Source organism: Paenibacillus sp. MZ04-78.2, from assembly GCF_024213375.1.
Classification (GTDB): domain Bacteria; phylum Bacillota; class Bacilli; order Paenibacillales; family NBRC-103111; genus Paenibacillus_G.
The window spans coordinates 1-18,502 of sequence record NZ_JANAVJ010000061.1 but is presented as its reverse complement, the minus strand read 5'-3'; the positions used below and the strand labels follow the sequence as shown (position 1 = coordinate 18,502).

The following is an 18,502-nucleotide window of genomic DNA, read 5'->3' as shown; positions in this document are numbered from 1 at the left end:
GCAACCTCCCGTTCAAGATACCTTCATTTTCTCATGAGCTTGAGGTTCTTGAAAGGTGGTGAGTATTTGACGCTCACTTTTAAACCTGCCGCTTCAATTGCTTCTTCCCATGCAAGATGATTATTATGATTTGCCGAAATCAAAATAATCTGAGGGTACTTGTAGTTAATATGCTTGACGAAAGCTCCCTCCCAATATGATCCTCCATGTCCAGTAAAAAACCAAAAACTTCCTAAACCCTTGTCTGATTAGGTTGCAAATAATCTCTTCCAACAGGGCTGTTAAAATATTGGGGCTTACCGTAACTGTCCCCTTGAAATTGGCATGTTCTTCAGAGGTATTAAACGGGATTGTAGGCAACACGTAGGCATTTAATTCTCTCCCATAAGCATCCGCGTATAGCTCTGCGATAAGCGTATCTAAATGCATTGGCAAGTACGGTCCAAACTGTTCCGTTGCCCCTACCGATAGAACAGCTGTATCAATCCCACTCATTGAAACTTCCATTGTCGTGTTCTTAAAACTAAGCATACTAGCACTCCCTATAAAGGCACGAGGAAACAATCGGCGGCCTCATTGCTTTAGCACTCCGTCGTGCACATTTCGTTACAACCGGTTCAGCGGCTCGATGCGGTAGGCCGACTTCTCGTCGGCCGGTCCTTGGTGCTCGCCGTGGATGACCCAGCCGCACGACATCGTCGAAGCCAGAAGTTCACGCTCTTCTACTCTCAGCTTGGCGGAGACCGACTCTTGTCCGGGCTCCAGGCTGAGCTCGGGTTCCTCGCCTAAGGCGAGCAGAATCCAATTAAAGATGCCCCGCAGCGTGCTGAACTTGATCTGGTAGCCGTTGTAGACGGCGTCCTCGAAGCCAGCCGGATCGCTAGCGGCCGTGGCGGTCAATAGCTTGTAGTCGAACTGGAACTCGCTCTCGTCCTGAGGCAGCTCGCCTGCATGGATGCGGCGGAGCAGCTCCTCCTTGGACCAACCGTATGCGTTTAACGATTCCAGCATGAGGGCGTCCCATTGCGGCAGCTTGGCTTTACTTTTATCAGAAGAAGACATAGATGATCGCTCCTTATTGTATAGGCGTTGGTTTTGTGAAGAAAGAGACCGCCCGGTTGAGGCAGTCTCTTTTCATTATCGCTGAATTCCTTATTTTTTGCCAGCTTTATAAGCGTTCAGGAATTCTTTGGCTTTGCCGGCATCGGCCTTGAGCTCAAGGCCGGTTTGGACCATCGGGCTAAGCGTCGATACGGCTTTGAATTTATTGTTTTTGTAATAAGCGAGGAACTCGTCTTGGTTGATCGAGTAAAGCACCGCTTTTCTCAGATCGGCGCTTTTCGCCACTTCGCGGTTTTTCGTATTGAACAGCAGGTACGAGACGGCGTTGCTTGGGGTTGTCTGCAACGAAAGCTTGCTATCGTTTTTGACGATATCGAACTTCGTCTCCGGCACGCTGTAGAACAGGTGAATCTCGCCGCTTCGCAGCGCGGACAGTGAGCTGTCGGCATCTTTGATAAAGCGGTTTTTGATGGTGTTCACCTTCGGTTCGTGCTTCGTACCCGCCATGTAAGCCGGGTTTTTCAGGAAGATCGCTTCGTATTCGTTCTTGTAGGACAGAATGTACGGACCGCTCGTGAACAGGGTGTTGTTGTATTTAGCGCCTTCGGTTACCGTGTTCTGATCGCCGTACGGGATGTCTTTGTTCACGTCGAATTTGGCAACGTCATACTTGTTGATACTCTCAACTTGCTTCTTGGACACGATACCGGCCGATTGGTGAGCCAGGTAGTTCAGCACTTGCGGGAACGGATTAATCGTTGTCAGCTTTACGATCTGGTATTTGCCTTCTTTGCTGTTGGCTTGTTTCTTATCCGGGACGAGAGCGGAGATTTTGGCGCCAAGGCCTTTCTCCAGACCGCTTTTCACCGTTTCGGAGCTGCCGGATTGCTTGATCGAATCCAGAGTAGCCGGGTCGGTCACGAGCTCTACGTTCTTGATGTGCTCATGTAAAGTGTACGTTCGATGGTTCGGCACCGAGTTTTTGTCCTTCGCGCGCTGCAGGGAGAAGATCACGTCGTCCGCGCCTACGCGCTCGCCCGTATCGACAGCCAGCTTATCCTTGATTTGAGCGAAATTGATATCGTCCCGCAGGATGAAATAATAGTCGGTATTGCCTTCGGCGATGGCGAAGTTATACGACAGGGAGCCTTCGGCGGTCAGTTTGTCGTCATCCGTCAGGTTAAGCAAACGCACGTACATATTGGTGTTGATGATGTTGATCGAGCCGTCGTTTCCTTTGATCGGGTCGAGCGACGTCAAGGTCGGCATCGGCGATTGCAGGATAATCGGATCTTTCGCGCGCTTCCCGGCATCATTGAAATCGAGCTCTTCCCATGGAAGGGAACGGGATTTTGACAGTCGTACGGAATCCTTCTTGAGAACCTCCTGATTAAAAGCTTGCGATTTGATGGATGTAAACAGAGGCGCGATATAGGCCTTGTCGAATACGAGCTTCTGCTCAAGCTGTTTGTACGTATCTGTATACTGCCCTTGCGTCTGCGTCGAAGCTTTTTCAATCAGCTCGTCGATTTCCTTGTCGGCCATGATGCTGTAGTCGCCGCCCGTTTTGAACAGCGAGCGCACGGCGTAATCGGGGTTGCCGGTTACGGTGGTCCAGCCCGACAGAACGACGTCGAAGTTGCCTGCATCCTGCTGCGCCTTGTACGAGCCATAGTCCGGCTGAAGGTTCAGCTTGACGTTGAAGCCGTTCTTGGTCAGTTGATCGCGGGTGATGTTGGCGTCCGTCTCTTGGGAGCTCAGAGCGAGCAACTCGATATCGACTCGGTTGCCGTCGCCCGATGGTTTGGACTGCGCCTGTTCGTCCTTGGTTGCTAACGTGCACCCGCTCAGCATAAGAGATACGCCGAGAATCGCCGGAATGAGCAATTTCCTCTTTTTCTTCAATGCAAGTCCCTCCTGATGAAATAAAGTTATGAAATATGAACTCACACACATTCAGTTATCGTCCCTTGCAGGATTCGAGTGCCTGAAAAGGAGATCGAGCATGGATGAGGATTCCGCATGTATTACCCGCCCGTATCGGCGGCTTTACTTGAGCTTCGGATCGAGCGCGTCGCGGACACCGTCTCCCAAGAAGTTGAAGGAGAGAACCAGCGCGATGATCGCCAGACCCGGGTAGATGGCCGTAAACGAATGCGACTCCAGGTACGCGCTGCCGACTTTCAGAATATTGCCCCACTCCGGGATATGCGGCTCGACGCCGAGCCCGAGAAAGCTCAAGCTGCTGGTCGAGATGACTGCGGTGCCGATGGTCAACGTCGATTTGACGATCATCGGGGAGATGGAGTTGGGAATGATATGCTTGAACAGAATCTGCAGATCGCTGGAGCCGAAAGCTCGCGCCGCCTGCACATATTCAAGCGTCGAGACGAGCATGACGTTCGCCCTCATTGTCCGGGCGTAAGCGGGGATCGATCCGACGCTCAGCGCGAGAATTAAGTTCGTCGTGTTGGCGCCGAATGCCGCGATGATCGCAATCGCGAGCAGGATGCCCGGAATGGCGTACAGGACGTCGAGCACCCGCATGATCACGTTATCCGTCTGCCGGCCGAAATAACCGGAGATCGCGCCCAGCAAGCCCCCGATCACGACGGGAATCAGCGTGGACAAGAAGCCGACGAACAGCGAAATCCGTGCGCCGAATACGATCCGGGAGAATAAGTCGCGTCCGAAATTGTCGGTGCCGAGCGGGTAAGCCAAGCTCGGAGATTGCAAAATCGCCCCATAGTTGTTGTCGATCGCCATTCCGTAATCGAACGTCAGGTAGCTGCACACGGCGATGGTAAGCAGGAAGCAGATAAAAAACAGCCCGAGCATCGAGGCGGAGCTTCTGGACAAGCGCTCCACGGCCTGGTTAAGCTTCGAGTCCGACATATGCTCCTTGTCGCGCAGCTTGGCGATCAGCAGGAGGCCGAGGAACAGGGCGAACAGATTGCCTGTTGCGGTGGTTGCCAACAGCGCGATGGCGACGATCCACATCGATTTGGGCAAAATCTTGTCTTCCGCGTAGCGCGCCACCAGCAGCAAGGCGACCAGTTGGACCACGGCTGCCACGATGATCAGCGCCATGCCTGGCAGGAACGTATTGGCGACGTAAGGCTTGAATACGTTCAAGGCAGAGACGGCGAATACGGATAAGGTCGTAAGCAACGCATAAAAGGCCAACGTGTAGGCGACGCTTTTCTTGCGTTTGATCAGTTGGAATGCCGCGGTCCCGACGAAGATATTGGCCGTCAGCAAGCTGAGCAGCAGCACATAGCCTAATCGGCGCGTGGCCTGCCGCAGCTCGCCGCTGCGAAGCAAGTCTCTCTTGATAAGGAACATGACCGCTAACTGCAGCAGCCCAAAAACCAGATAGGCGGCGAATGCGGCCAGGACGGCTGGCTTCCAGACCGCGCCGGACCAGTCGTAGCTGTTTAACAGCAGTACCAAGGCGATTCCAAGAGAAGCGATGCCGGAGAAACCGGCTTGACTGTATTCCGGACAAGAGGCCAGCCGGAAGTGGGCTTCATGTTTGTTTGTTTGGTTTGTTTTCACGGCTGACACCTGCTAGTATTGTTTCATTTTTGAACGGATTCTTGGATCGAAAAACGCATAGAGAATATCGATAATGACATTGACGATAGAGATTGCGATCGCGGTGTAGACGACGCCGCCCATAATGGCGGGGATGTCCGGGATGAACTGCTTGTCCACGATGTAACTCCCGATGCCGTTAATATTGAATACCTTCTCGGTAACGGCCGCTCCACCGAGCATCCCGCCGAACTGAAGTCCTATGATCGTAATGATCGGGATCAGCGCGTTGCCTACCGCGTGTTTCCACAGGACGCGCCTGCGGGACAACCCCTTGGCTTTGGCGGTCGTAATGTAATCCTCATGGATAACCTCAAGCGTAGAAGAGCGGGTCATCCGCGCGACTGCCGCCGTTAATCCCGTGCCCAGAACGATAACCGGCATGATCATCGATAGCGAGTTCTCCGGGTTATAGGTGGCGGGAAGCCATTGCAGCTTGATCGAAAAGTTCAGGATGAAGATTAAGCCTTGCCAGAAGGTCGGGATCGACAAGCCGAGTAAAGCAATGAACATAAACGTATAATCGAAAAACGAATTCGGCCGCGTCGCCGATATAATGCCGATCGGCAGGGCGATGAGCACCGCAACGATGGTGGATATGACAGTAAGTGTCATCGTCACGGGAAACTTGTTGGCGATGGCTGTCGTTACTTCCTCGTTGCCGGCAAACGACTTGCCGAGGTCGAAAGTCAGGATGCCCCTCAGCGTATTCCAGAGCTGAATCAGATAAGGCTGATCCAGTCCATACAGCTTATTGAATGCGGCGATCTGCTCGGCGGTTGCGGTTTCCCCGAGAATATTGGCGGCCGGGTCCATCGGCGATATATACAGGATGGTGAAGACCAGGAAGGCGACACCGAAAATGACCAACACCGTCATGACCAGCCGCTCCACGATGTGTTTCAGAAATGCGTTGCCGTAGATCCCGATCAGCGCATACATCAAAATTCCCGGCAGGAAGGTCACAGCCAAAAACGCCGGGTGATGGATCAGCATCCGGAACGTCTCCACAAATGTGGCCTGTGTCTCATGGCGCTGCTCCAGATGAGCCTCGACCTGCAACTGCAGAGCTTCCTTGAACTTCTCAGCGGTAATGCGCTCCGCTTCATGCTCCAGCTGCTTCTGATCGACCTGTTGGTTGAAAAAATGATGCTTCCGGGTCAACTGCTCCTTCGTTTCCGATAAAATCCGGTCCCGGTAGCCGGACTCCAGCAGCTTGTGTTCCAGACTTCGACGCAGTTCCTGATGCGCCTTCCGCTTGCGTCCATATAGGTAGACGATGCCGACGAAAACATTTATAGGCGCCCCAGCGAGCAGTAGCAGGAAACGATAAGCCGGATGTAGAAACATTTTAGAGTAGATGTCCCCGATTCGGTCAACGAGACGGGAACCTGTCATGACCGTTTGCCCTGTCAAGCTTGTGCGCTCCCCTTCAAGTAAATTTAGCATGAAAAAATTTGCATTATTCCGATTAATATAGTAGATTTTAAGATAATGGTCGAAAAATGTCAACAATTAATACGATGAAATTAGGTCTTTCAAAATTTACGATTTAACGCAGGTGACTTCATGGATACGCTACTGCAGGTGAACCAATTATCCGTTTCATTTTATTCTCGTGACAGGGAAGTCGAAGCCGTCCGAAATGTGAGCTTCGAGGTACGTAAGGGCGAGACGCTCGGGATCGTCGGAGAGTCCGGCAGCGGCAAGAGCGTCACGGCGCGCACGATCATGCGTCTGCTGCCTTCGCCCCCCTCGATGGTGAAGGGCGGAGAGATTTTATTCCAAGGCCAGAATCTGGCCTATAAAACCGAACAGGAAATGGAGCAGATTCGGGGACGGGAAATCGGAATGATTTTTCAGGACCCGATGTCCTCGCTTAACCCGACGATGCGGATCGGCAAGCAGATCGAGGAGAGCCTGATCAAGCATCGGAAGCTCTCCAAAACGGAGGCGCGCAGGGAAGCGATCGAGATGCTCCGGATGGTGGGCATCCCGTATAGCGAGGCTCGCTATATGCAATATCCGCATGAATTTTCCGGCGGCATGCGTCAAAGGGTGATGATTGCCATCGCGCTCGCTTGCCGTCCTTCGCTACTGATCGCCGACGAACCGACAACGTCGCTGGATGTTACGATACAGGCACAGATTCTGCATCAGATGAAGGAGCTCCAGCTAAAGCTCGGCACCTCGATCATCCTAATCACGCACGATTTAGGCGTCGTTGCCGGTATGTGCGACCGCGTCGTCGTTATGAAGGAAGGTGAGATCGTCGAGACCGGCACGACGGAGGAAATCTTTTACTCGCCAAAGCATCCTTATACGGTCCGGCTGCTGAACGCGCTGCCCCGGTTGGACGAGAAGAAGAAGCCGAAGCCCGCGCCGCTCATCGCGAGGTCGGCCGAGGATCGTCCACTGCTGGAGGTCCGGTCGCTGAAGCAATATTTTGATCTCGGGAAGGGTCAGATCGTCAAAGCGGTGAACGATATCAGCTTCGATATTCGGGCCGGCGAGACGCTCGGCGTCGTAGGCGAATCCGGGAGCGGCAAGTCGACGACGGGGCGGGCGATTCTGCGTCTGAACGAGCCTACCGGGGGCGAGGTGCTGTTCAAAGGGATCGCGCTGAACCGGCTCAATCGCGGTGAAATGAAGACGATGCGGCGCTACATGCAGATGATTTTCCAAGATCCGTACGCCTCGCTGAACCCGCGTCTTCGCATCGTCGACATCATTGGCGAAGCGTTAGACGTGCACGGGATCGCAAGAGGGAAGCAGGAGCGACAGAAGCGGGTCGAAGAGCTGCTCGATATGGTCGGGCTAAGCCCTGCGCATGCCATGCGGTATCCTCACGAATTTTCGGGAGGTCAACGCCAGCGGATCGGCATCGCCCGCACCCTTGCCATTGAGCCGGAATTTATCGTGTGCGACGAGCCGTTGTCGGCTCTGGACGTCTCGATCCAGTCGCAGATCGTCAAGCTTCTGGAGGAGCTGCAGCAGCGACTGGGTCTTACCTATCTGTTCATCGCGCACGATCTGTCGATGGTCAAGCATATCAGCGACCGCGTGGCGGTGATGTACAAGGGCAAGATCGTAGAGCTGGCTGAAAGCGAGGAGCTGTACGAGAATCCGCAACATGCTTACACGAAGTCGCTGCTGGCCGCGATCCCGGTTCCCGATCCGAAGGTGGAATCGCAGAAGACGTTCACCGCTGGGGAGGAGTCCTCGAAGGCGGACCCGTACGGCTTGGAGCGCTCAAGCTTCGTTGAAGTGAAGAAGGGGCATTGGGTGGCTGTTGCTGAAGAGTAGGGTTAAGTGAGGGTTCGGGAGACGAGCGAAGAGGCGCTTGGTGGGAACGACTACAAGCGAATGTAAGTGAAATGGGTTGGAAAAAGGTGGACAAAGCTTTATAATGTAACTGTGCATTTGTGTCGTCGACCTCCAATGCTGCAAAAAAGCCGGGGGGTCGACGACAACGATTGTCGCGCGGGAAAAGGGATTTTGGCAGTTGGTGTGGGTGAGATTTGTTTTGTAAGTATGCGAGAATGGCGTAACGACGGCGTTTTTACGGGTTTTGAACGTACCTATGAGGAATTGAAACATTTTCCGTACTTGTTTGGCCGCGTCATCCAGTCGTAGGTTTTGAACGTACCTATGAGGAATTGAAACTATTTCCGGTGATTTTCGATGGTCGACATCACATCCGTTTTGAACGTACCTATGAGGAATTGAAACGAATCAGGGTCAACCAAGAGGCGAATGAACAAATCAAGTTTTGAACGTACCTATGAGGAATTGAAACCTTGTTCTTTTGTTCCTAATCCTTCGTTCCGTCCTGAGTTTTGAACGTACCTATGAGGAATTGAAACGACAAATTTCCAGTTGGTATAAAATCGAATTCTTTGTTTTGAACGTACCTATGAGGAATTGAAACTTACAAAGGCTTACCCGGATTTCTTGGGTGAAGTGGAAGTTTTGAACGTACCTATGAGGAATTGAAACCATTGACCGACCCAATCGTGTTCTTTCCAGTTGGAAGTGGGTTTTGAACGTACCTATGAGGAATTGAAACAAGTAAAGTGAGTCAGGATAGACCGTACCTTACCGGGGTTTTGAACGTACCTATGAGGAATTGAAACTAATAGGACGCTGTTTGATCGTTGATCGCTGTCCTGTTTTGAACGTACCTATGAGGAATTGAAACCTGAAATGGTTTCATCTCTCATCGGAACAGCATTCAGTTTTGAACGTACCTATGAGGAATTGAAACAATACCGGCTTAGGCATGTCGCTGTCCGGCAGGTTCCGTTTTGAACGTACCTATGAGGAATTGAAACTACATCAGCAGCAACGACCATAATACAAACAGGACGATTGTTTTGAACGTACCTATGAGGAATTGAAACAACCATTCGCTTGAAAGCATATGTATATTGTGGTCCATTGTTTTGAACGTACCTATGAGGAATTGAAACTATTCTCCGAAGAAGTATCCCACACCGTTCAACTCCGTTTTGAACGTACCTATGAGGAGTTGAAACCCGTTCGGGGCTCAAGTTAAATTGCCAAATCGATTTCGAGTTTTGAACGTACCTATGATTGAAACACGTCCTTGTACGACGCTGGCACCAACGCTATTTTGACGGTTTTAAACGTACCTACGAGGAATAGGAAGTTTAGTATAAGCTCAAGGAGGCAAGCTTAGTGCGTATACAAATCAAATTCCAATTCAAAGAAAAGTTAAATGTTCCGGTTCATCATCAGGAGCTGCTCCACGGTATGATTTATCATTGCATCGGGGATGACGAATTTCGGGATCGGCTCCATAACATTGGATTTCCATATGAAAAAAGGCAATTTCGCATGTTCTGCTTCTCCAAATTAATGGGAGCCCATCTATTCGAAAACGGCAGGATCGTCTTTACGTCGCCGGTATCGTTTCTTTTTTCGAGCTCTCATGATCGATTGGTTAGCGAATTGGCGACTACGTTGTTTGCCAAAAAGGAACTGTATCTCGGCCAAAATCGCGTAACCATGGCAGGCATCGAAGTGGTTGACGAAAAAATAAGCACCGACATGCATATCCGCATGATAACGCCTGTAACGATGTACAGCACCTTGATCGAAAATAATCGTAAAAAAACATACTATTACTCACCGGCAGAAGAAAAATTTTCCGAACTGATAGCCAATAATGTCCGCAAAAAGTACGAGGCCATTTACGGTAATCCGGCTCCGGAAACGAGCTTAGAGCTAACACCGTTGGATTCTCGAAGCCTAAGACCCAAAACGGTTCTATTCAAAGGCACGATTATCAAAGGGTGGATGGGCGATTTTCGATTAACGGGTCATCCGGAACTGCTTCGTATCGTTCATCAGGTAGGCATCGGGGCTAAGTGCTCGAATGGGATGGGTTTGTTTACTGTGGTTCGTGAATTGAACGAAAAGTGAATAAACGACAAAAAGTCGTTCATCTACAGAGATGAGCGATTTTTGTCGTTTATTAGGAAAACGTGGAAATATTTTTAGGATGAATGGAAGGAAAAAGGATTTGTGTGTCAAATATAGTAGTATTGGTTCATTTTCACTTTTTTTATAGGGCGGTGGAACTATGGCAATCGTGCTGGCCAATATCGGAACTTCCGATGTACAAAGAGACGGTTCTCGAATACCGGAAGAGGAACGCCTTAATGCAATCAACCTTATGAATGAAGATTTACTGGGGCAAACGAATGTATTTCAACCTGAGTTCCCGATTATGAGGTCGATTGAAAAGCTGCTTAGCTCCAAAGAGGAATACCTGGAATGTCTCATTTTGTTCTATACGGAACAGGAAGGCTTAGATTTCCGCAGTTCGGATACCTGTAAGGATTTTGAAATTATTCGCTTAGCGATAGAACAGCAGAAGCTGTTCGCAAGTCATAATCCGATACTTCTGGGGTATCCGATTCACAAAGCACCTTATTCTTATGATCGGATGTTTTTTCATTACCGGCAGGCGATGGAGCAAATTATGCACCAACTGACTGAAAAACATGTAAATTTAAACCAACCGTTTTATGTTTCGGTGGCGGGAGGAACGCCGGCGTGTAATTTCGGACTGCTTCATGCTGTTAATGCCACGAGAGAGCTTCCCCGCAACAAGCAATTCATCTACTCCCCGCGCCCAGCGAGGAAAGAAGATCCGCAGCCGCCTGCGGTGGAGATTGAGGTTGACGCTTATTTGTCTGTCGACGAGCTATTGTATAACTTCCGGGAATTGTTCGAAGGGCATCATTATGGTCAAATCAAGAAGCTGCTGGAAAGCTTCAAGCTGCTTCAAGAAAAGGATGTGACTGAGGTTCACTTTCTTGATGCGCTGCTCTTGCGTAAAAATTTGCAGTACGATAAGGCTGTACAAAAGTTGAACCGTATAACGAACGCTGACTTTAAAAAAGAAGCATTTTTCAATAAGTGCTTCGTTGATACGCAGAATTTGATGAACGGAATCAAGATCAACGAGGAGCAGGTGCAGGAAAAGCTTCGCAAACCGGAGATCAAGAGGCTGCTCGAAGAGCAATACTGGAAGCTCGAAAACTATTATGCTCTTGAGCAATATAACGACTGGGTTACCATGTTCATGAATTTGTATGAGAATATGCTTCGTCTCAAAGCAATAGATGGGATTGGAACAGCGCCAAATGAACATCGTTCCGGTCAGTTGAGGGAAGCCATTCGTTCGTGGGCGACGATTCATGGTGTGGATTCACTTCGAACAGATGATTTTATATGTGGAAAAAGAAGATATCCAACACGCCACACCTATGAGAAGATCGTTTCTGCTCTGGAACCGGGCAGCTTGCTTGGCAAGAATAGTTCGCTCGCATGTAAGCTGGATCATATTTATGAAGAACGTAACAATCTGATACACCGTTTCGGGGGCTTGACCAAAGAAGTGATAAAGGACACATTCAGCCTGGCCAACTGGCAAACCGAGCTTAAAGGATTGCTGCACAAGGAGTTTCATTGTCAGCTAAAAGAGAATCCGCTCACTGAAATTCATGACGGTTTCCTTCATTGGCTCCGTCACCGGCTTCACCAGCGCGTAATGTCTCGTGAAATGTATAGGGAACAAGGAGGTGAAAAAATGCAATGAAAGAGACCATAGTCGCTTCGTATTATTATCTGCTATATCATACATTAAGACATTCTCTGGCTGCTTCCGATTTCGAAGCTCATATGGAGTGCATGCGTCAACAGAAAAAGGCAGTCCAAGGAGAAAAAGTGCTTCAGATCCTTGAACAGTTACAACAGGGACGCGAGGATCAGGCGAGCCTTTCATCCATTCGTAAAGCTCTTGACATCCTAGACATCATGCCCGAAAACGATGCTGACTCGCTGAGAAGATTATCTTCCGTTTTTTGCTACATCGAACTGGAGCAGCGTTACGAGCGGCAAGCTGTCTATGATTTCGCGGAATTGAGCGAGCGAGCTATTTTTCCGAAGGAGGAGCAAGCGGAGCTTTCGGCCGATCCTCAGGCGTACGTTCAGAAATTTGTGGGTTCCTTGAACCGGCTTTGGAAACGGGAGGACTTATCGTTTGAAGCGTTTTTCGCGAAATTACAGAATACGGTAGAGCATTATGCCTGGTGCATAGCATCCGGATCTAAATCGTCCCATCAATACGTGCCCGTCTCGGAACAATGCAGTATGCTTGGGGCTTTGGCCGCAGCGTTAACCAGCGAAAGAATGGAAGATTCGGGACAGATGACGCTAGTTGTCGGTGATCTGTCTGGTATTCAAAAATATATTTTCGATATTGCCCAGACAGGGGCAGGAAGTGTAGCAAAGCGTCTGCGGGCCCGTTCGTTCTTTCTTAGCGCGCTATCGGACATCATTTCCCATCGGATCGTTCATCGTTTCGGTTTGCCGCTTTCGAATATTGTGATGTCTTCGGGAGGCAAATTTTACATCTTACTTCCGGGTGCGACAGCTACGCTTCAAGAACTGGAGCGCCTCCAGAAAGAATTGGACCACTGGTTTCTGGAACAATACCACGGAGAAATCGCTTGTAATCTGGCTGGCGAGGTCATTGTTGCGGATGACTTGACCCATATGGACAAGATTATGGAACGATTGAACCTTACCCTGCGCCAACGCAAAATGAATCCGCTACTCCAAGGGCTGACTACAGGGGAATGTTGGGATACGAACAATTGGCTTGTTCAGCAGCAGGAGACGGGCCGCCGATGCTCGGTTTGCAAGAAATTCGCGGTAGACGAAGGGGAGCTATGTAAGCACTGCCGGTTCGACGAGGAAATGGGGCAGAGGCTGGTTCGAGCGCGTTATTTTGTATATCGCTATCCTTCGCAGCGCGGCCTTCCCGTTGTAGACGGATATAGCGTAGAGGCTGTGGAGTCTCCTCCGGCCTACGAGGACAGTATTTATTTGGTATACCGGTTGAATAGTCCAGCCGTGGATACGGATGACCGTCTACCGATGGTAACGAAATACGCTGCAAACTATATTCCTGTAGCAGACGAGAACGGTTGCCCGCACTGTCTTGCTAAAGACGATGCTCAAGATCCGGTCAGACCGGGCGCTCCTTTGCAATTTGAATGCATTGCGGAATCCTCAATCGGGGCCAAGCAGCTTGCTTACTTTAAGGCGGACGTCGATTATTTAGGCAGTGTTTTCGTGTTTGGCTTAAATAGGGATGGTCAGGCAGTCCAGCTTCAACAAATCGCGGTGCTTAGCAAAATGCTGGATTTATTTTTTTCAGGTTGGGTGCACAGGATCATCTCCGAAAAATACCGCAGGGTATACACGGTTTTTTCAGGCGGAGACGATCTGCTTCTAATCGGGGCTTGGGATGAGATCGTTCATTTGGCTCAAGAGCTTCATCTGCGATTCCGTGAGTTTGTCGGGGATAACCCGAATTTGACGTTATCTGCCGGGATCACGTTCTGCAAGTCGCATCAACCTGTGGCCAGGCAGGCGACAGTTGCAGAGGAGGAATTGGATCGGGCTAAGGAAAGTCCAAGCCGAACCCGCCCGGAGGGCCGCAATCAAGTATCTGTCTTGCAGCAGGCCATGAACTGGGAACAGTTTGCTGAGTTTTGCGAAGAGGCGAAGCGTCTGGCTGTGATGTGGGAGCAAAAACAGATTACCTCGGCGCTTCTCCATCGCTTATTGGATTATGCGGAGATGTATCGGACTTATGAGGCTGGGGACACTCAGGGGCTGCGGTTTTACCCGAAGCTCGCTTATGATATTGCGCGCAATTTGTCTGACGAGAAGGATAAAGAGGTTAAAATTTGGGCCCAGCGTTTTCTCACAATACAGGAAGATCATCCTTTATTAACGCTAAGACCTTTAATCCAGATGAGCAGGTTGTATCGTTTAAATGACGTCATCGGAAAGGGAGAGATGTAAATGTGGCCGGAACGTTATCTGGTAGACGGGTATTATGACGAAAAGGAGTACCTGCGCAGGGAAATTATCGTCGAACATGCAAAGCAAGTGGCTGGTATGCTGGCGGAGAGAGGATTGACAAGCGCTTCAATGCGTCGGTTTTATAGCAAGGTACTCGGGATTACAAATAAATTTCGTACATTGGGAAATTTTGATATGGTGCGTCCGCAAATCGACAAGCTTGAGGCAGACGTCGCTTATGCAGTGAAAAGAGGAGTTGTACCGCCAGCTTTTGAGGCTTTTATACAGAAAAATGTTCGTCTCGCCACCGTATCACAGAAAGGACTGCTCGGGTTTTTCCAGCATTTTCAGAGCGTTGTTGCTTTCTCTCCTAATACGGAAGGTGGAGGGCAGAGATTCCATGGAAATTCAGGTAACCGTAGACCGGACAAACCGACGAGGAGGTAATTAAAATGAAAATGGAGAAGCATATTTTGATCCGCGGAGTAATTCATTGCCTGAGCGGCCTGCGTATTGGTGGTTCGAAGGAACAGTTGGAAATTGGGGGGATAGACAATAATATTATTCGTCATCCCTTAACCAAACATCCTTACATTCCGGGCTCTTCATTGAAAGGCAAGATGAGATCATTGCTTGAGTACAAATATTCTCAAATTACAAAAGATCCTTGCCGCTGCGGCACTTGTAAGGTATGCGAATTTTTTGGTTCATTCGGACCGACTAAAGCTCCGACAAGGGTATTGGTGCGAGATGCTACTCTGACAAATGAATCTCTGGAGATTCTTCAAGAAGCACTTTTTGAAACAGGCATTCATTTTGCGGAAATTAAGACGGAAAATGCTATTGAAAGAAATACTGGAAGAGCTAAAATGCCACGCCAGCAAGAAAGGGTTCCAGCGGGGAGCGAATTTAGTTTCGAGATCAGTCTGCGTAAATTCGATTTCGATGATGAACGAGCGTTAATTGATTTTGTGCTTGAGGGAATGAAATTGTTGCAGCAGGATTACCTCGGAAGTTCCGGCGGGCGAGGGTATGGGCAGATTGAATTCCGCAATGTCACAGTTGACGGCAAGCTTGAGGATTCGTTTAGGCACGATACTGGCGGGAACGACAAATGAAATTGATACGTTACCGCCTGCACTTTCGTTCGGGATTAGTAACTCCGCTTCAGAGCGATACGCTGATGGGGACATTAGCATGGGCAATGTTGCAGCATTACGGGGAGGGTGAACTGAGCCGGTGGATACAACAATGTGAAGAGCAGCCGCCTTTTGTTATTTCCAACGGTTTTCCCGGAGACCTGCTGCCGAAATTAATTATGCCTTCGCCTGTTGCCGTATATGGGAAGAATACCAAACAAGACATGATTCGGGAAGTCAAGTTAAACAAACAGCGCAAAGACCGTAAATGGCTGACAATAAAAGAATTTGACGCGGTGCGAAGCGGACGTGATGTTGATTGGGAGGAAGCAGGGAATCCAACTGTCGTTCGTATGGAGCCTCATGTCATTATTGACCGTTCAACTGGAACGAGTCTGGAGCGAAACGGGCTTTTTGACATCGAGGTAGAATACACTCAAGTATACTCTTTGTACGTACGGTTTTTGGATTCGTCGTATCAGGAACGGTTTGAAGAGCTTCTTACAGCAATCGGACAAGTCGGCTTCGGTGCGAAAAAGAGCAGTGGCAAAGGAGTTTTTCACTTAGAACGAGTTGATGAGAGTCTTGCCTATTTGGATGAATGTAAAGATAGCAATGGCTATGCACTTTTGTCCAACTGTGTGCCTTCCCGACATGATTCGATGAGAGGATATTATAAAATTGCTACGAAATACGGGAAAGTAGGGGAAAACGCCCCCGGCGGCCGCCACCCGTTCAAACGTCCGTTACTCATGATTCAGCCTGGATCTTGTTTTTATTCGCCAAGCTTGCCTCCTTACTTTGGTACGGTGGTGAGAAATGTTTTACCGGAAAATCCGAAGGTCGTTCAGTTTTGTTTTGGTCTGACCGTTCCCGTGAGGCTTCCGAAGTCAGAAGCAGGAGAGGATGGCTAGGTTTTCAATTTGGTTGAGATATGAGCAGAGAAGGAAGTTCTCGTCCACGAATGATAAATATTTGAACTGGAGCTGAAACTCCGTATCTGGAAGGGGAATGAGGTTGGAAAAGGTGGACAAAGCTTTATAATTTAACTGTGCATGTTGTCGTCGACCCCCAATGCTGCAAAAAAGCCCGGGGGTCGACGACAACGATGGCCACGCAGCAGAAGGGTTTGTAGCGTTAACTGAGGGAGAGATGATATTATGGGATATGTGGAAATGGCGTAGTGGCGGGGTTTTTATGGGTTTTGAACGTACCTATGAGGAATTGAAACATTTATGAATATTATTAATCTCACACCTCATTCCATCGTTTTGAACGTACCTATGAGGAATTGAAACAAAGGAGCGAAGAAAAATGCGAAACAACGCAGGGATGGGTTTTGAACGTACCTATGAGGAATTGAAACCGGTCTGCTGCAGGGCTGGCCGGTCGAGAAATGCCAGGTTTTGAACGTACCTATGAGGAATTGAAACGTTACTGACGATCAAACCATTCTCGATAGCCTATCGGGTTTTGAACGTACCTATGAGGAATTGAAACTATAAAAAACCTTTGATTTGTGTGCAAATGTTTTCCGAGTTTTGAACGTACCTATGAGGAATTGAAACGCCGGCTTCCCTCCGGGTTTGTATATCAATGAGATGTTTTGAACGTACCTATGAGGAATTGAAACACTTCAACGATATGGTCAAAATAGTGTCAACTGCCTGTTTTGAACGTACCTATGAGGAATTGAAACACCCTTGTTAATTTCATATCTTCACCTTTGAAAATTGTTTTGAACGTACCTATGAGGAATTGAAACCCCTTGCTGCCGATCTTCGCCAAAATAATCTCGACGAAGTTTTGAACGTACCTATGAGGAATTGAAACATCGCTTCGCGGGCAGGCACCAAATAATTTCGCGGATCGTTCTGAACGTACCTATGAGGAATTGAAACGCAAAACACTCACAAACTATCATGTCGCTTTTAGGATTTTGAACGTACCTTATGAGGAATTGAAACTGGAGCGAGATCCAAGGAGAATAGGAGATTGTCTCTCTTGGTTTTGAACGCAATTATGAGGAGTATAAACCTTAAGATATAATAAACTGCGGAAGCTTTGATATCTAAGGGATTTTTACGTGAACCAGTGTAAAAAAACGGCTCTTGTTCGCATCCTTGCGGCAAGGGCCGATCTTTATTTTTCTCTCAAAATAGCTGGTCATGTTATGTTTTTGTTTTAATGAATAATTTTCTTTCATCGGATAGCCCTAAAATAACAATTCACCACAAAAGTACCATTTTGGCGATACACGGAATTTAATCCGTCAAATTTCTCCGACTAAAGTCGAATTTGTGGAGTCGTACATGTTCATGATACTATGGGTAAAAATGTAAAGGAGACAAGCTATGAAAAAGTATCTCGGACTCCTCGCCTTGGTAGTAATGATCATGACTGCCGGCTGTACACAAGCAGAGCCTCAAGCAGTTGCAGCTTCGGAGCAGAATACCACGTCCGCGCCGATTAAGAACTCGCAAGATACACCAAAAGATGCAGCGAAGCAACCTACGCCTACGAACGTAGAATTTGCCTTTACTAGAGCCGGGCAGCACCCGGAAAAGGTCCTTATTGATGTGATCAACTCAGCTAAGGAGACGCTGGACGTTGCGATCTACAGCATTACGCATCCGGACATTGTAGCGGCTATCCAGGAGGCAAAGAAGCGTGGCGTCGCAGTTCGAGTCCTTACGGACAAGAGCAAATCCGAAGGGAAAACGCAGGGAAAGGCTTTGAAGATTTTAGGCAGCGCGGGGATTCCAATAAAGATCAACAGCCACAGCGGCCATATGCACCTGAAGGTAACGATTGCAGATAAAAAGGTTGTGACTTCCGGATCGTTAAACTATAAGTCTTCGAGCACAAAGAACGATGATGTTCTGGTTGTGATTCGCGAGGAAGGGGCCGCAAAAACATTCACAGATGAATTCGAAAAGATGTGGAACGATACCAAGAATTTCAAACCGATTGAGAAGAAATGACGGTATAGGGAGCGAAAATCATGTTTTGCATTCCTTCGCACGTACTAACCTTCATTATTGTCGTGATTTTATTGACCGTGATTATTCCTGCTTTGCTTGGTTTTTACGGAATGAATTTTTCTTAGTCCTCAAGAGCGGCTGTAGTGGCTTAGTCGCAGCACGGAAGTCGACTTCGTAGGCAAGTTCCCGGTTCAAAACCCATAGTTACAGATTTTAGCCGAGAAAGCCCTTACCTTTAGGCATGGGATGAATCGGCTTAGGACAAGGGCTGTCTTTAGACAGCTTCATTGTCCTACATTCCTTCATGTT

General features: G+C 48.8%; 13 protein-coding genes and 2 CRISPR repeat arrays. Of the genes, 8 read left to right on the top strand and 5 right to left on the bottom strand.

Annotated elements, in window-relative coordinates; all coding sequences use genetic code 11:
* Positions 1-165: 165 nt before the first annotated feature.
* The 5 genes from NLX71_RS24640 to NLX71_RS24620 form a co-directional block, all read right to left on the bottom strand.
* Positions 166-531 (bottom strand): creatininase family protein, encoded by a 366-nt coding sequence (locus NLX71_RS24640; protein ID WP_254366425.1) that lies wholly within the window; start codon positions 529-531, stop codon positions 166-168.
* A gap of 75 nt (positions 532-606) precedes the next feature.
* Positions 607-1,062: a hypothetical protein gene (locus NLX71_RS24635; protein ID WP_254366424.1), complete on the bottom strand. Its 456-nt coding sequence runs from the start codon at positions 1,060-1,062 to the stop codon at positions 607-609.
* Positions 1,063-1,152: 90 nt separating this feature from the next.
* Positions 1,153-2,916 carry an ABC transporter substrate-binding protein gene (locus NLX71_RS24630; RefSeq protein WP_375377960.1) on the bottom strand — a complete coding sequence of 588 codons (1,764 nt, stop codon included), beginning with the start codon at positions 2,914-2,916 and terminating at the stop codon, positions 1,153-1,155.
* A 195-nt stretch (positions 2,917-3,111) separates the two neighbouring features.
* Positions 3,112-4,620: an ABC transporter permease gene (locus tag NLX71_RS24625; protein ID WP_254366422.1), complete on the bottom strand. Its 1,509-nt coding sequence runs from the start codon at positions 4,618-4,620 to the stop codon at positions 3,112-3,114.
* A gap of 12 nt (positions 4,621-4,632) precedes the next feature.
* On the bottom strand, positions 4,633-6,075 hold the full coding sequence (locus tag NLX71_RS24620; RefSeq protein WP_375377959.1) for an ABC transporter permease subunit: 1,443 nt from the start codon (positions 6,073-6,075) through the stop codon (positions 4,633-4,635).
* 153 nt (positions 6,076-6,228) lie between these two features.
* On the opposite strand from NLX71_RS24620, the gene NLX71_RS24615 reads away from it, so the two are divergent.
* The 8 genes from NLX71_RS24615 (at position 6,229) to NLX71_RS24580 (ending at position 18,193) form a co-directional block, all read left to right on the top strand.
* A complete protein-coding gene (locus tag NLX71_RS24615; protein ID WP_254366421.1) occupies positions 6,229-7,965 on the top strand; it encodes an ABC transporter ATP-binding protein in 1,737 nt (578 codons plus the stop codon).
* Positions 7,966-8,227: 262 nt separating this feature from the next.
* Positions 8,228-9,197: a CRISPR direct-repeat array (repeat unit 30 nt; unit sequence GTTTTGAACGTACCTATGAGGAATTGAAAC).
* Positions 9,198-9,360: 163 nt separating this feature from the next.
* Entirely contained in the window at positions 9,361-10,107 is a 747-nt protein-coding gene (cas6, locus tag NLX71_RS24610; protein WP_254366420.1) for a CRISPR-associated endoribonuclease Cas6, read from the top strand.
* 160 nt (positions 10,108-10,267) lie between these two features.
* Positions 10,268-11,791, top strand: a complete 1,524-nt coding sequence (locus tag NLX71_RS24605; protein WP_254366419.1) for a hypothetical protein — start codon at positions 10,268-10,270, stop codon at positions 11,789-11,791.
* A complete protein-coding gene (gene cas10 / locus NLX71_RS24600; RefSeq protein ID WP_254366418.1) occupies positions 11,788-14,070 on the top strand; it encodes a type III-A CRISPR-associated protein Cas10/Csm1 in 2,283 nt (760 codons plus the stop codon). Before NLX71_RS24605 ends, cas10 begins: the two co-directional genes overlap by 4 nt.
* On the top strand, positions 14,071-14,517 hold the full coding sequence (csm2, locus tag NLX71_RS24595) for a type III-A CRISPR-associated protein Csm2 (RefSeq protein ID WP_254366417.1): 447 nt from the start codon (positions 14,071-14,073) through the stop codon (positions 14,515-14,517).
* A 5-nt stretch (positions 14,518-14,522) separates the two neighbouring features.
* Positions 14,523-15,188, top strand: a complete 666-nt coding sequence (gene csm3 / locus NLX71_RS24590; protein WP_254366416.1) for a type III-A CRISPR-associated RAMP protein Csm3 — start codon at positions 14,523-14,525, stop codon at positions 15,186-15,188.
* Complete coding sequence (csm4, locus tag NLX71_RS24585) at positions 15,185-16,123, top strand: type III-A CRISPR-associated RAMP protein Csm4 (protein ID WP_254366415.1); 939 nt, start codon at positions 15,185-15,187, stop codon at positions 16,121-16,123. Before csm3 ends, csm4 begins: the two co-directional genes overlap by 4 nt.
* 287 nt (positions 16,124-16,410) lie before the next feature.
* Positions 16,411-17,110: direct repeats of the CRISPR family, unit length 30 nt; unit sequence GTTTTGAACGTACCTATGAGGAATTGAAAC.
* Between the two features lie 453 nt (positions 17,111-17,563).
* Positions 17,564-18,193 carry a phospholipase D-like domain-containing protein gene (locus tag NLX71_RS24580; RefSeq protein WP_254366414.1) on the top strand — a complete coding sequence of 210 codons (630 nt, stop codon included), beginning with the start codon at positions 17,564-17,566 and terminating at the stop codon, positions 18,191-18,193.
* The last annotated feature ends 309 nt before the right edge of the window (positions 18,194-18,502 follow it).

Bases quoted from the DNA above. Each gene is read 5' to 3' on its own strand.
- NLX71_RS24640 (WP_254366425.1), bottom strand. From the start codon at position 531: ATGCTTAGTTTTAAGAACACGACAATGGAAGTTTCAATGAGTGGGATT.
- NLX71_RS24635 (WP_254366424.1), bottom strand. From the start codon at position 1,062: ATGTCTTCTTCTGATAAAAGTAAAGCCAAGCTGCCGCAATGGGACGCC.
- NLX71_RS24630 (WP_375377960.1), bottom strand. From the start codon at position 2,916: ATGCTGAGCGGGTGCACGTTAGCAACCAAGGACGAACAGGCGCAGTCC.
- NLX71_RS24615 (WP_254366421.1), top strand. From the start codon at position 6,229: ATGGATACGCTACTGCAGGTGAACCAATTATCCGTTTCATTTTATTCT.
- NLX71_RS24605 (WP_254366419.1), top strand. From the start codon at position 10,268: ATGGCAATCGTGCTGGCCAATATCGGAACTTCCGATGTACAAAGAGAC.
- cas10 (WP_254366418.1), top strand. From the start codon at position 11,788: ATGAAAGAGACCATAGTCGCTTCGTATTATTATCTGCTATATCATACA.
- csm2 (WP_254366417.1), top strand. From the start codon at position 14,071: ATGTGGCCGGAACGTTATCTGGTAGACGGGTATTATGACGAAAAGGAG.
- csm3 (WP_254366416.1), top strand. From the start codon at position 14,523: ATGAAAATGGAGAAGCATATTTTGATCCGCGGAGTAATTCATTGCCTG.
- csm4 (WP_254366415.1), top strand. From the start codon at position 15,185: ATGAAATTGATACGTTACCGCCTGCACTTTCGTTCGGGATTAGTAACT.
- NLX71_RS24580 (WP_254366414.1), top strand. From the start codon at position 17,564: ATGAAAAAGTATCTCGGACTCCTCGCCTTGGTAGTAATGATCATGACT.